Genomic DNA, 12,430 nt, shown 5'->3' on the forward strand with positions numbered 1-12,430 from the left:
AACACATATCCCCTTCACTCAGTTGTAACCAACACTATAATTCTATATTTGCTATAACAGCGTGGCAATATAATTATCTGTTTATTTGGAATATTTTATGTATTATTTTAGGTAAATATTTTTCGATCGTTTCCTTATAATGTGTTTATTGCTCTAAGAGCCATATTTCAAAAAAGCTCATTTCACGAGCTGTGAAATACCATTTACCGCCAATTTTTCCTTTCGAAAACCTGGGATCATGGAAAAACGTGTCCAATATCGTGCCCCAACTCATACAAGTTCTCTTCTTTGATTATTTAGGATGATACAAACGATCCAAAAAATCATCAAATACAATCAGCCAAAAGAGACAAGACAACATGGCATTAATACACCGATGTTCTTGCTTACGGACTTCGATCCAATTCACAAACTCTTCCTTTGCAATTCTTTTCCCTTAATGTAATTCTTTCATTGGCTAGTATGAAGAAATATGAGTCTTTTACTGAAAAGTATTTTGAAAATAAAAAGTTTGGGGGCATTTTGAGGCAACTATATATCGGATTTATAATTTTTACTCACTGTCCCCAAACTAAAAATCCCTCAACGCTTAGAGCGCCAAAGGATTCCACATTTTAGTAAAGCGTCAGATATTGATCACGTTCCCATTGATGCACTTGGGTCCGGTTTAAGTTCCATGGATTTCTAAATTATCATGTGGTACTTAAACACCGATAATTAAATAATAAAAGATAATTAATTTTTCCAAAGTAGCATAACGTATATGCTATTTGTGGGTAATTTGTGGGTGTTTTTGTGGGCAGACTCAATGCGATTTATAGGCGCATTGAGTCTTTTTTATTCATTAATAACAAATGTGAAGTGAACTGAACCTCCGAATATATCTGTTTCAATTTTGCTAACTAAGCTGAGATTAATTAGGGTATCCTTATAGGCCGGATATAAGTAAGGAAAAGCTTCCTTACAAGCTTGCACTGTTAACCCGATTCCATACGATTTATCACCAGAATTGAAACGTGGGACATAATAATTTTTCTTTTGTTCCCACATATCTACACTGATCATATCTGAAATTTTAAAAAAACCATTTTCTGCTGACTTACCCGTTTTTAAAATTTCTGCTCCGAAAATGTAGCGCAGTTCCCGTTCAGCGCTGATTGCATCTTTGTAAATTTGTTTCCAACGAGACAAATTAGACGCGTTTATACTTTCTTTATTGTTCTTGTTTTTGAAGGTAACCTGTCCGCCCGTATAATCTCCCGTGATTATTTTGTCTACAAGGCTAATATTGACTAAATTAGAACCATCCAAATTAGCAAAAGTGGGCAGACCAGATAAACATTCGTGGAGAGTGGTGGGAACGGTGAATTTTCCATACAACGTATGAAAAAGTGGGATATGATAATTGCTTTTGGGTTTCCACAATTCAATCGCCACCAGGTGATTTTCGCGAAAAAAAGAACATTCCCCTAATGCGTTGTCACTCAACAATTTGGTGGCAAGAATCCGCTTTCCATCTTCCATATATCAATTCGTTTCTTTACTCTTCTGATCTTTTTTCTTCAGCTCTTCTGGTATTGGTTTAGCGCCAAATACTGTTTTTTCATTTTTGGTAGATTCGTCAGCGTATTTCCCCAGTTTTACATTTAAAGCTCTTGCCAATCTCTTGTCCATTTCCGTTCCCCTCCTTTCCATAAAGGAAGAATGCTGAAAGCTTGTATAGCTAAAGATAAGCATATTATGTGTGATTGTACAAAGAAATTCAATGCACAAAACAAAATACATACCGCTTTATAATATTTATGTTTAGTAGTTTTGTTAATATAAATAAAATGATTAGGCGCATAAATGACAAACACTAATAATGAACAAGCACTAATAATAAAAATCGTTGGCACATTCAAAGCGATGAAAGGTATAGTTACACATATTGCCGTTGTAAAACAGACACATAACGTAAGATTGCGGAAGTGTGCCCCTCCTGAAAATCTCCTCATAAACATAATAGTACCCAGTGCTAATAACGCTCCTAAAAAGTGCCCTGCCATCCAGCCTACTACTGCTACTAGGAATACCGCAGAAACTTCAGTGATTTTTATACCAAGCGCATATTCCATCACTTCTACACTTGTCGGACCATCGGGGTCAGCTTTTTTTATTTCTGTTGCGATGTGCCTCGATAGCGCTTCTAGCATCCTCGTAATCCCCCCGATCTGAAAAGAAATAGGACAATCCGAAAGTAAACAATGAAATGGAAAGTAATCCTATTGTATTAGAGTTATAAAGCATATATAAAGTAATAGAGATAGTGACCGCTGATATTAGCGCACCTATAATTAACATCTTATTTAGGGATGAGAAATAATTTTCACCTCTTAAAAAATCGTGTGGAGGCTGAATTATAAACGAGAATCCTAAGTTATATTTCCCCATAACAAAAGAAATCAAATATGCAATAATGATAGAAGATACCTGAATAAAGTAAACAGAAAACCCAGAAGTGTAATTGATAACACCCGGTTGTGCTACTCCGAAAAAATTCGCAAATAGATATACAAATAGCTGTAGGTTAATGTAGGCTGTTAGACCAGAACCTGCAGAAAAAGCCGCAAGATGTGTTTTGATCCCTAAACCAAATCTAAAAAAGATAACCATAAACAAATACTGAAACGGCAAATCTAATTTAGGCACACCTATAACTACCCTCATTAGAAAAGAAAACAAAGCTATGCCAATTGTGTAAAATAGTATTTTTCTACGATATTCCCAGACGGGAAGCATATAAAGCTTTAAGACCAAAGTAACAACGGCCAAAGCATCGAATACCCCAAGTAAAATATACAAAAAAGCAGATAACACAGATACACCATCCTCCTATTTAGCCTGCTGTAATTGTATATTTTACTCGGGTTAGTAGCAATGCAATAACCTAGTAAACTGGTAATTTTTGTCCTCATGTAAGGTATATTTTTGGGGTTGTGTTAATTAATCCGTTTACGAGTAATTGATTCATTGCTCTAAAATCCATTGCTCCAAGAATGTTCTCGTTTCACGAGCTGGATAATACCATTTACCACCGATTTTTCTTTTTGGAAATCTAGGATCATAGAAAAATGTTCCCAGTATCGTATTCCAACTCATACAAGTCTTTTTCTTTAATTCATTTGTATCCCAAAATACATATTCAGCATCAACTACTTTCACCAACTCCGAAATTTTCTTCAATATAATTTTTTTCGCTTCCTTTTCATCTACACTAATCTCAATCAAAATCCTCGTCCCTTTTTTGTAGAATGCAAAACTAATTAATGAACGCATAAAAAATCCTCGGATATGTGCCGAGGAATCGTTTTAACAAAAATTATCTTTCACATGCCACTCCATCACGATTCAGCTTCATACTCAACTAAACCACATGTTAACTTAAACCTTTGTGAACAAATTAAAGCTCCCTTGCTACCACATTTGCTCATGATAGCTTCTATTTTTCCATTAATTTATTAAATATCTCTCTATCTTTGGAAGTAAAGTCGTTAATCCGTTTCTTTTGCTCGTACGTGTTGGTACTTGAATCCAATTTAATGAAGCCATTTTCACCAACCACATATACGATATTTTTTTTTATCTTATATGACACAATATTATCAACAGCATTTTCCAGTGGATCAGCAAGATGATTATAAAGTATTAAGGGGTCGTGCGGCCCCCCTCTAAAAATTTGAAAAGTCCCGTCACCAAAATATTCTACGGTATCTTTGCCTGATGGGTATTTATACTTCGTATTATCTCCAGAACTCACCAGGAAAATTAGAGTAGAAGTTGTAACTAGTATAGCAATCAAGATAATGATGTATCTACGCTTCATCTGCAATTCATACCTCACTTCCAAGCTTTTCTTATATCAGTTACTGTAACATAAGATGTATACTCATTAAGCGTTCCCCATGATTCCATTAAATTTGTTAGATTGGCCGCAGCCCAACCAAGTTTGTTATCCCCAGTAAACATTTGTTTAAAATTATATTCGAAATTATATACATCATAATATATTGCAGTAATTTTCCATTGCCCGTCAACGTAATTTCCATTTATTTTATAATACATGTTGTGAAAAGCATTATATAAATCTCTATTACTTTCTAATCCCTTAGATCCATTATATGAGAAACTTTTAACTTTATTAGCGTTAGCTTTTTTGACTTCCTCATTAACTATTGCGATGTGCTCTTTAGATTTTTTAACTTGCTGTGCCTCATATGACCATTCGTTAAAGTTTAAGTTTCCTGGTTTGTAATCAAGTGAATGTTTAAGTAAATTGGCTGTGATGTCTCCATACTTCTTTCGAGCTATAGGAACAGCTACTAATGTAAATGCTTTACGATCAGGATAATGTATTACAGTGTCTGTCGAATCTTTTACTTGTTCTACACCTCGCACCCAAGCCTTTTCTAGTTCTACAAGAGGATTTTCAAACGGAAAAGTATTATTTCCTGCATACACTAACATATTCTTACTATATGCGCCTTCCAGTACTTTTTGCGAGACATCAGACTGATCCTTTTCTCTTGTTTCCTTAGGTTCTAACTGAGGACTGTATTGAATTTTTCCCAATTGATCTTCTTTTTGTTTTAAAACAAGTTCAAACTCAAGTATCTCTTTGCTGGTATCAATCTGTTCTTGATACTTATCTACATAAGCGTGTGTAAACGTAATATCTCGGATCGCGTTTTCATTTCTCACGACTTGGATATTACATTTTCGATAGTAGTCCTCACTATCAGGTTTATATTCTGTGTTTGCCCATGTATACAGCATGTTGGAATTATCCGCATTGTCTATAACTGAAGGAAGCGAATGAAGCTGAATTTTGCTTCGAATATGTAGTGAATGTGCCAAATCTGAAGACTTAGCTAAAAGGTTTTGGGACTATTGTTCATATAAGTAAAGCTAGTGATTTCACCTTTTACAAACTCGATTGGCTCACTACCGGATTTGCGTTCTATTCTTAATGAAATGCACATTGAAGTAATCTCCTCTGTTAATTTAATCTAGTTCTATAGGAAAAATTTATGAAAATACTAATTTCCAAATATTAATATATACGGAAAATATTAAATAGTAAACAAATTTTCAGCTTGGTAAAGGACGTAAAAAAAGCCCCGGTTACCTGGGAACCTTTTATGTACTTGCAGAAATAATATCCTCCAACTTAACCCAACTAAAATCATCTTCGTATTTGGACAGCTTCACTTCCCGTCTGGCTGTGTTTATAGACGTAACGACACCCGTCATAACCGTATCATCGAACGGGCTAAATACAGTCAACGTGACAGTCGTACGTAAGTTGTAGGAGTCTATAAGCGTCTGCTCTATTAGCTGTAACCTCTTGGTCGTCCAACTCCGGCTTGCCGCGCCGCTGACGGTCTTTCATTAGCTTCAAATATGCTTCCTTGTGCTCGGGGATAATTATCCTAGAGCTTTCCCATATTCCATTGCCTTCAAGTTTCTTTCCCATGTATGTAGCCTCCTGATGTTTTATGTTCAAATTATATATCGAACATACGTTCTGTACAAGGGATTATTTTTACCAACGAACAAAAAATAAACCTCGGATTGCTCCTGGCTTAGTATTCGGTAAAATATCTATTCGCATTTCCGGGTGGCATGATGATCTTCTGGTCCCTGTCCCATCCTTCGATAATGACGATATCCCGCAATGAGGACTTATCCGCCCACGTAATATAGTTATTCTTCTCAAGAACCAGCAGCCCCGCCTTTATGTCCGCTACACTTCTGCCTGTCTTGATCTCCAGTTCCTTCATTGTGGGCATCCTACGGCGGCCTGCTGAAAAGTTGTAGAGTATCCGTAGTAGCTTGCGTTCGATATCAGGTAACAAAGCAACCAACTCCTTCACTAGTCATTATATACAAACATGCGTTCTTATAAAACAAAGAATACTATTCCAAAATAAATGTCTCATTCTCTTGCTTTATGGTACTATATATGGTACCATATATGCAGGAGGTGAGACATGGCTAGGATAAATAAATTGATCCAGAAAATGAAAGACCGCCCAAACGGGATTCGATTTGAAGAGGTCGAAAAGGTACTTGAACATTACGGATACATAAAGGCAAGGCACGATGGAACGTCACATTGCCAATTCCGAAATGATAAAGGCGACCTAATCACCGTCAAAAAGAAAAACCCATTAAAGGCGGCGTGCGTCAAAGACGTACTGGGTCGGATCGGGGAGTGAGCGCTCCCCTTTCCTTATCCTCAATATATCCTAGCCGATATATAATGGCAAATAATCAACAAAAGGATTTAGCGTATTACATGTCGCTCCCGTACACTATACAGATTCGACCAATGAACGACGAAAGCGGACACTACTTTTACTCAACAGTAGCGGAATTAGACGGTTGCCAAAGTGACGGAGAGACCTTTGCTGAAGCTTATGAAAGTGTTCTTGAAGCCATGAAAGGCTATTTGTCTGTTAAGTTGGAACATGGCGACCCTATACCTGAACCTGTAGGAGAGAATGAATACAGCGGCAAGTTTAATTTACGTGTACCCAAAAGTCTGCACCAGCAGTTAGCAGAACGGGCAGCAGCCGAAAATGTTTCACTTAACCAATACTGCCTATACAAACTTAGCAAATAAAAAAAGCTCTGCCGACCAATTAAGGTTAGCAGAGCTTTTTTTTGCTTAGAGTATTCAAAATCTACACCATTCATCTTATTGTGGAATATCCTATAAAAGTAACATTAAAGCTTTAGTAACCCACCAGGCAGCAGTTTCATTCCCAGTCACTTGCAAAGCTCCTGCATATATTGCATCTTCAATAGCTCCAGTGAAGTTGTCAACAACACCTAGGATCTGTAAGAAACCCTCAACTCCAATAAAAGCTTTCACTGAGGCCGGAAGTTTATCAAATCCTGCTTTTAAAGCTTTTACTGCCCAACTCAATTTCCCTTGTGTTTGATACTCTCCACGGTCTTCTTTATTTTGGATGGCTTTAATAAAATCATTTTTTTCCTGCTCAGACAAATTGAAATATTCGGAAATACCTTCGATATCTTGTAATTCTGATTCACTAAGAGAATCCTTAGCACTACTAGAAACACTACTAGAGTCTGTAGAAGGCAATGCGTACATTGAGGCTGGTACCGCAATCACACCTGTTAGTAAAGTTGCGGCCATAAGTGAGGTTATCCAAACTTTTTTCATCACTTCAACTCCTCATTGTTTTTTATATTCATTTACCATTTATGTAATCGTTACACTATTTATGGTAAATTATAGTTAGTTTTATATCAACTTCTATTTTTGATTTAAAGGAGGTATTTGGTGAAAAATATTTGGAGATTTATCATCGCACTGCTCATCGGCAACATTATCGGGAATCTAACTTACGGAAGGCTAGAATTTTTTCAATACAACACAGGAACTGGATTTTTCACATTAGAAAATCTCATTAAGTTCATTATTGACTACGGCCTGGCTGTGATTATTGCATTAATCATATATGTCTTGATTGGAAAACTTTTCATAAGAAGTGATGAGAAATAAACCAAAAGGACTCCTATGGGCTAAATACCAGTGGAGTCCTTCTTTACATCTACTCTAAATTCAAACTGATTCCTCATGAAATATTTTCCGTTAATCTTGATCGACTCAGGCGAAAATTTTTCTACTGGACCACCGTAATCCTCAAACGTCACCCGTAATTCTTCGTCCACGGACACAACATATGCTCTTACCTGGCTTAATGCTGATGCAAACAGTTCGATATCTGATTTTTACACTTTATATGTATGGTTCATGCTGATCACCTCGATAATTCATTCGGTGAATGGTATTCAATAAAAAAGACTCTGCCAGCATTACGCCAGCAGAGCCCCCAGTCCAATCATACCCAAAATGCTTTTGAGATAATTACCAACAGGATAAACAATACCAAGATTGCACCTATAGAATGAAATCCGCCGTATCCACCATAACCTGCTCCACCTTCATATCCACTCATGGCTTGAACCTCCTTTATTTGTAGTACAACATAATATATGCACAAAGACTTCAGAGTACAGGGTATACAGGTAATAATTACAAAAGCTCATCGATCACATATCAATAGAGCCTTTTTACCTAAACAATGATTGGGCATTACCGTGACATTGCTTTAGAAATTAAATCCAAAATGCTTTAGTGATGATAACCAACAGAATAAAGAGTACCAAAATTGCACCCGTCGATGTGAAAGGACAAAAACATTTTTCCCTACGCTCTTCCTTGCGCTCAACTCCTCCAACACATTCACTCACATGAACTCCTCCTTTCATTTAGACACCATACACCGTATGTGTCACTCAATAAATTTGGAAAGGCTAAGTGGAAATGACTTCAACGAAAAAAATCCCCGCCGACCAGTTAAGGGTTAGCGGGGATTTCTCATTTAACGATAAATTCAACTTTTGTGCCATCCGCATATTCGTCCAACTTGTGACCTACCCATGATCCAGCTCCACGATTATCCTTCGGGCTTATGTACTTAATATCCGCCCCCTCCCCACCTTCGGAACACATCGCCATAGGCCATTCATCACGATCCTTGCCCTTCTTGGTCGGTACGCCTTTGAGGGACAAATCACGGTTATGCTCGGCTCCATCGCGGTCAATTGTACATACTTGTGACTTTCCGGCTGCTATGGCCTCTCGGATATGCTGCGCTGTCTCGGGATAACGATCGGACGGAAACTCTAGCTTAACCTTGTCGGCAGACACCTGTGTTACTGGATTAGCTACAGGCTCTGTTTTGCTGGGTCTAGTTGCTTCCTGCTGTTGCACGTTGCAGCCAGCTAATAGGACTGTAATAAGTATGGTAAATATCCACCTAAACATATGTATTCCTCCCCCTAAACGTAATAACACCCCACCAGCTTGGCCAGTAGGGTGTTACCGATGCTTTCGGATTTATATAACACGATAATATTTTTGATTGATTTTAAATGTTTTTTTATAGGGTTCATATTGATCCATCGAAATAAACATTATGTAATGAAAGCTCAATAACCCAACTTTCCAATATAAGCTAAGTTATTGAACTCACGCTGGGATTCTAATAAAGCTAAAGAAGTTTTTCATTTCTTATTTTCGTTTTCTTTCAGGTAATACCAGTAGTTTAAAATAAAAAATCTTAGACTGGTACCCATCAGCATAATGCATATAATAATTGTGAAGTAGCTAAAATAACTAATTATAAGGGTCTGTCAATAATTTTGTGTAAACTCTTTTAAGCATAGATTCGCCCGAGGGGGAAAACGCGAATCTAACGCAAGTGTTGACCGACCCGATCGGGGAAAAAGACCGAAAGCTGTAGTAGCATTTGCCCCCAGTTTTGGACACGGCCTGTCCATTTTAGAGTGACATCGACGGTGGCCAAATAGAGCATTTTAAGTAGGGCTTCATCGGTAGGGAAAATGCTCTTTCCCTTCGTCACTTTACGAAGCTGACGGTGGTAACTCTCGATCATATTGGTGGTGTAGATGAGTTTGCGGATTTCAGGTGGGTACTTGAAAAAGGTAGCAAGTTCGTCCCAATGGGTCCGCCAAGAACGGATAATCAGGGGATATTTGGCTCCCCAAACTTCCTCGAAGCGGTCGAGTTCAAGTAAGGCACTTTCCTCGGTAACTGCCTTGTAAATGGGCTTTAAGTCGGCTGTTACTTTCTTAATGTCCTTGTATGACACGTAACGGGTGGAGCTGCGGATTTGGTGAATAATACACTTCTGAATTTCGGTTTGGGGATAACAGGCTGCAATCGCCTGAGAAAATCCAGACAGGTTATCCACACAGATAATGAGGATGTCTTGAACCCCGCGATTCTTGAGTTCATTCAGCACGCTGAGCCAGAACTTAGAGGACTCATTCTCACCAATCCACATGCCGAGCACGTCTTTGTTTCCGTCCAGATCGATGCCAATGACCATGTAGGCTGCCTTGTTGATAATGGCCCCGTCTTGTTTGACCTTGAAGTGGATTGCATCCAAATAGACGATGGCGTAGACGCCTTGCAGAGGCCGATTCTGCCACTCTTTAATGAGAGGTACAATCTTGTTCGTGACATTGGAAATGAGCGTAGGAGAAACCTCAATGCCATACATTTGTCCCAGGTGATCCTGGATTTCCCTGGTGCTGATCCCTTTGGCGTATAAGGCGATAATTTGCTCTTCGATGCCGGTTACGTTTGATTGATGCTTCTTGACGACCAGGGGCTCAAACTCACCTAGGCGGTCCCGAGGGATGGTGATTTCCTGTTCGCCGTACTCGCTGACTACCGTTTTACGGCTCTTTCCGTTCCGACTGTTTGGCGTAAGTTTCGCCTTCACTTCATGCTTTCCATAGCCCAAGTGGGTATCCATTTCGGCTTCCAGCATCTCCTGAATCGTCTCTGCAAATAGATCCTTTAACGCATTCTGTGCATCTTGCGCGGTTACCAGATTGTTCTCTTTAATGAATTCCCGAAGTTGCTGTTTTGACCAAAGTCCCATGTGTTCTTCCCAACCTTTCTCTTACTTCCATTTTAATGGGTTTGAGAGTTTACACAATATATTTTACAGACTCTGGAAACCCGATTCCAAAATCATCTTTATTCAATGCTTTTTCGCGCATCTTAAAGCGCGCTGGTTTACCCCCCTTACCTATTCATTCTCTAAGTCATACTCATGCGGTCTTGATTTTAGAGACAGGTGTCCAAATGAAGTATGTACAGGAACGGCTTGGACACGGAAGAATGAGAATTACCGCCGGTGTTTATGCCCATATATCTAAAAAAAATCGAATCTGACAGTATGGACAAATACGAATCGTTCACTCAAAAAATATTTCAATAAAAATTTTTTGTGGGTGATTTGTGGGTGATATCAACTATCATAAAAATCACATTAGATTCCCCACAAAACTAAAAACCCCTCAACGCTTAGAGCGCCAAGGGATTCCACATTTTAGTAAAGCGTCAGATATTGATCACGTTCCCATTGATGCACTTGGGTCCGGTACATATCCCATTCAATTTCCTTAAGCTCGTAGAAGTAAGCCAGCGCATGGTCACCCAGAGCGTCAGAGATAACTTCGCTTCGAATAAGCTCGGACAAGGCTTCTTTCAAGTCTGCAGGCAGGCTTGGAATCCCTTCCTCAATCCGCTCTTCCTCAGACATAACATAGATGTTACGATCAATCGGAGCTGGCAGAGCCATTTGACGTTTGATACCGTCCAAACCGGCTCTCAGCATCACAGCCAGTGCCAAATAAGGATTGGCAGCCGGGTCAGGATTACGAACTTCGACGCGGGTACTCAAACCACGAGATGCCGGAATTCGAATCATCGGACTACGGTTACTGGCAGACCAGGCAACATAACAAGGAGCTTCATAACCCGGTACAAGACGTTTGTATGAATTCACTGTTGGATTCGTGATTGCTGCCATCGCACGTGCATGCTTGAGAATACCAGCCATATAATGGCGGGCCGTCTGGCTCAATCCGAGTTCGTCTGATTCATCATAAAATACGTTTTCATTATCCTTGAACAACGATTGGTTACAGTGCATACCGGAGCCATTCACGCCAAACAAAGGTTTTGGCATAAAGGTGGCGTGCAGACCATGCTGACGTGCAATCGTCTTAACAACGAGCTTGAACGTTTGGATCTGATCGGCAGCTTTGATTGCATCCGCATATTTAAAGTCAATCTCATGCTGTCCAGGTGCAACTTCATGATGAGACGCTTCAATTTCAAAGCCCATCTCTTCAAGCTTAAGAACAATTTCCCGACGGCAGTTTTCACCCAGATCCATCGGTGCCAAGTCAAAATATCCACCTTGGTCATTCAATTCTGTAGTCGGTTCACCTTTTTCATCGGTTTTGAACAGAAAGAATTCAGGCTCAGGTCCGACATTCATCGAAGTATAACCCATTTCTTCTGCTTCCTTGAGTACACGTTTCAAGATACCGCGCGGGTCGCCGGCAAATGGAACTCCGTCCGGCTTATAAATATCGCAGATCAGACGAGCTACACGATCCGAGGTTACCCAAGGGAAAACTACCCATGTATCCAGATCAGGATATAAGTACATGTCAGATTCTTCAATGCGCACATAACCTTCAATGGAAGAACCGTCAAACATCATTTTGTTATCCAGCGCTTTTGGCAGTTGACTAACCGGAATTTCTACGTTCTTGATCGTACCAAGCAAATCTGTAAACTGCAAACGAATAAAACGAACATTTTCTTCTTCTGCAATCCGAAGAATATCTTCTCTGGTATAACTCACACTAACCTCTCCCTTTCTGTAACGACTATATACAAATCAGCTGTTCCATAATCCTTTTAAATAATGAGGCCTGGTCTGCAAGTAAAGCGGTAGTA

The 12,430-nt window shown here is 39.1% G+C and carries 18 protein-coding genes and 1 pseudogene; 4 read left to right on the forward strand and 15 right to left on the reverse strand.

All coding sequences use genetic code 11. From position 1 onward, the window contains the following. Positions 1-837: 837 nt before the first annotated feature. The 9 genes and pseudogenes from ABIA61_RS05415 to ABIA61_RS05455 form a co-directional block, all read right to left on the reverse strand. Positions 838-1,488 (reverse strand): hypothetical protein, encoded by a 651-nt coding sequence (locus tag ABIA61_RS05415; protein WP_404580441.1) that lies wholly within the window; start codon positions 1,486-1,488, stop codon positions 838-840. Between the two features lie 39 nt (positions 1,489-1,527). After that, the gene (locus ABIA61_RS05420) at positions 1,528-1,674 is read right to left on the reverse strand and encodes a hypothetical protein (RefSeq protein ID WP_200893479.1); all 147 of its coding nucleotides are present in this window, start codon (positions 1,672-1,674) and stop codon (positions 1,528-1,530) included. Then, a complete protein-coding gene (locus tag ABIA61_RS05425; RefSeq protein ID WP_404580443.1) occupies positions 1,647-2,195 on the reverse strand; it encodes an accessory gene regulator ArgB-like protein in 549 nt (182 codons plus the stop codon). Before ABIA61_RS05425 ends, ABIA61_RS05420 begins: the two co-directional genes overlap by 28 nt. Beyond that, positions 2,146-2,859, reverse strand: coding sequence for a hypothetical protein (locus ABIA61_RS05430; RefSeq protein WP_283652116.1), 714 nt, complete (start codon positions 2,857-2,859; stop codon positions 2,146-2,148). The genes ABIA61_RS05425 and ABIA61_RS05430 overlap by 50 nt, the downstream gene beginning before the upstream one ends. 150 nt (positions 2,860-3,009) lie before the next feature. Further along, entirely contained in the window at positions 3,010-3,270 is a 261-nt protein-coding gene (locus tag ABIA61_RS05435) for a group-specific protein (protein WP_283652117.1), read from the reverse strand. A gap of 211 nt (positions 3,271-3,481) precedes the next feature. Further along, positions 3,482-3,799 carry a hypothetical protein gene (locus ABIA61_RS05440; protein ID WP_404580444.1) on the reverse strand — a complete coding sequence of 106 codons (318 nt, stop codon included), beginning with the start codon at positions 3,797-3,799 and terminating at the stop codon, positions 3,482-3,484. Positions 3,800-3,879: 80 nt separating this feature from the next. After that, positions 3,880-4,815, reverse strand: a complete 936-nt coding sequence (locus ABIA61_RS05445) for a hypothetical protein (RefSeq protein ID WP_404580445.1) — start codon at positions 4,813-4,815, stop codon at positions 3,880-3,882. 363 nt (positions 4,816-5,178) lie between these two features. After that, positions 5,179-5,515 (reverse strand): annotated as a pseudogene (locus tag ABIA61_RS05450) (YolD-like family protein). A 109-nt stretch (positions 5,516-5,624) separates the two neighbouring features. Then, complete coding sequence (locus tag ABIA61_RS05455; protein WP_283652119.1) at positions 5,625-5,897, reverse strand: hypothetical protein; 273 nt, start codon at positions 5,895-5,897, stop codon at positions 5,625-5,627. Between the two features lie 135 nt (positions 5,898-6,032). On the opposite strand from ABIA61_RS05455, the gene ABIA61_RS05460 reads away from it, so the two are divergent. Further along, positions 6,033-6,260 (forward strand): type II toxin-antitoxin system HicA family toxin, encoded by a 228-nt coding sequence (locus ABIA61_RS05460; protein ID WP_283652120.1) that lies wholly within the window; start codon positions 6,033-6,035, stop codon positions 6,258-6,260. A gap of 80 nt (positions 6,261-6,340) precedes the next feature. Then, positions 6,341-6,667: a type II toxin-antitoxin system HicB family antitoxin gene (locus ABIA61_RS05465; protein WP_483874940.1), complete on the forward strand. Its 327-nt coding sequence runs from the start codon at positions 6,341-6,343 to the stop codon at positions 6,665-6,667. Positions 6,668-6,757: 90 nt separating this feature from the next. On the opposite strand, the gene ABIA61_RS05470 is transcribed toward ABIA61_RS05465, so the two are convergent. After that, on the reverse strand, positions 6,758-7,234 hold the full coding sequence (locus tag ABIA61_RS05470) for a hypothetical protein (protein ID WP_283652122.1): 477 nt from the start codon (positions 7,232-7,234) through the stop codon (positions 6,758-6,760). Positions 7,235-7,354: 120 nt separating this feature from the next. Between ABIA61_RS05470 and ABIA61_RS05475 the strand changes: the two genes are divergently transcribed. Next, a complete protein-coding gene (locus ABIA61_RS05475; protein WP_283652123.1) occupies positions 7,355-7,576 on the forward strand; it encodes a hypothetical protein in 222 nt (73 codons plus the stop codon). Positions 7,577-7,596: 20 nt separating this feature from the next. Here the strand turns inward: ABIA61_RS05475 and ABIA61_RS05480 are convergent, their stop codons facing one another. The 4 genes from ABIA61_RS05480 to ABIA61_RS05495 form a co-directional block, all read right to left on the reverse strand. Further along, entirely contained in the window at positions 7,597-7,797 is a 201-nt protein-coding gene (locus ABIA61_RS05480; RefSeq protein WP_283656280.1) for a hypothetical protein, read from the reverse strand. A gap of 119 nt (positions 7,798-7,916) precedes the next feature. Beyond that, positions 7,917-8,033 (reverse strand): sporulation protein YjcZ, encoded by a 117-nt coding sequence (locus tag ABIA61_RS05485; protein WP_160789428.1) that lies wholly within the window; start codon positions 8,031-8,033, stop codon positions 7,917-7,919. A gap of 422 nt (positions 8,034-8,455) precedes the next feature. Then, a complete protein-coding gene (locus ABIA61_RS05490; protein ID WP_283652124.1) occupies positions 8,456-8,905 on the reverse strand; it encodes a NucA/NucB deoxyribonuclease domain-containing protein in 450 nt (149 codons plus the stop codon). A gap of 427 nt (positions 8,906-9,332) precedes the next feature. Further along, on the reverse strand, positions 9,333-10,553 hold the full coding sequence (locus ABIA61_RS05495; RefSeq protein ID WP_404580446.1) for an IS256 family transposase: 1,221 nt from the start codon (positions 10,551-10,553) through the stop codon (positions 9,333-9,335). Between the two features lie 35 nt (positions 10,554-10,588). Between ABIA61_RS05495 and ABIA61_RS05500 the strand changes: the two genes are divergently transcribed. Beyond that, entirely contained in the window at positions 10,589-10,849 is a 261-nt protein-coding gene (locus ABIA61_RS05500) for a tyrosine-type recombinase/integrase (RefSeq protein WP_404580447.1), read from the forward strand. Between the two features lie 157 nt (positions 10,850-11,006). Here the strand turns inward: ABIA61_RS05500 and glnA are convergent, their stop codons facing one another. After that, positions 11,007-12,335: a type I glutamate--ammonia ligase gene (gene glnA, locus ABIA61_RS05505; RefSeq protein ID WP_044647796.1), complete on the reverse strand. Its 1,329-nt coding sequence runs from the start codon at positions 12,333-12,335 to the stop codon at positions 11,007-11,009. Between the last annotated feature and the right edge of the window lie 95 nt (positions 12,336-12,430).

This window comes from Paenibacillus sp. RC21, from assembly GCF_044907935.1.
Taxonomy (GTDB): Bacteria; Bacillota; Bacilli; order Paenibacillales; family Paenibacillaceae; genus Paenibacillus; species Paenibacillus terrae_A.

Coding starts and splice junctions, on each gene's coding strand:
- ABIA61_RS05420 (WP_200893479.1), bottom strand. CDS start 1,674: ATGGACAAGAGATTGGCAAGAGCTTTAAATGTAAAACTGGGGAAATAC.
- ABIA61_RS05425 (WP_404580443.1), bottom strand. CDS start 2,195: ATGCTAGAAGCGCTATCGAGGCACATCGCAACAGAAATAAAAAAAGCT.
- ABIA61_RS05445 (WP_404580445.1), bottom strand. CDS start 4,815: ATGCTGTATACATGGGCAAACACAGAATATAAACCTGATAGTGAGGAC.
- ABIA61_RS05460 (WP_283652120.1), top strand. CDS start 6,033: ATGGCTAGGATAAATAAATTGATCCAGAAAATGAAAGACCGCCCAAAC.
- ABIA61_RS05465 (WP_483874940.1), top strand. CDS start 6,341: ATGTCGCTCCCGTACACTATACAGATTCGACCAATGAACGACGAAAGC.
- ABIA61_RS05470 (WP_283652122.1), bottom strand. CDS start 7,234: ATGAAAAAAGTTTGGATAACCTCACTTATGGCCGCAACTTTACTAACA.
- ABIA61_RS05485 (WP_160789428.1), bottom strand. CDS start 8,033: ATGAGTGGATATGAAGGTGGAGCAGGTTATGGTGGATACGGCGGATTT.
- ABIA61_RS05490 (WP_283652124.1), bottom strand. CDS start 8,905: ATGTTTAGGTGGATATTTACCATACTTATTACAGTCCTATTAGCTGGC.
- ABIA61_RS05495 (WP_404580446.1), bottom strand. CDS start 10,553: ATGGGACTTTGGTCAAAACAGCAACTTCGGGAATTCATTAAAGAGAAC.
- ABIA61_RS05500 (WP_404580447.1), top strand. CDS start 10,589: ATGGGTTTGAGAGTTTACACAATATATTTTACAGACTCTGGAAACCCG.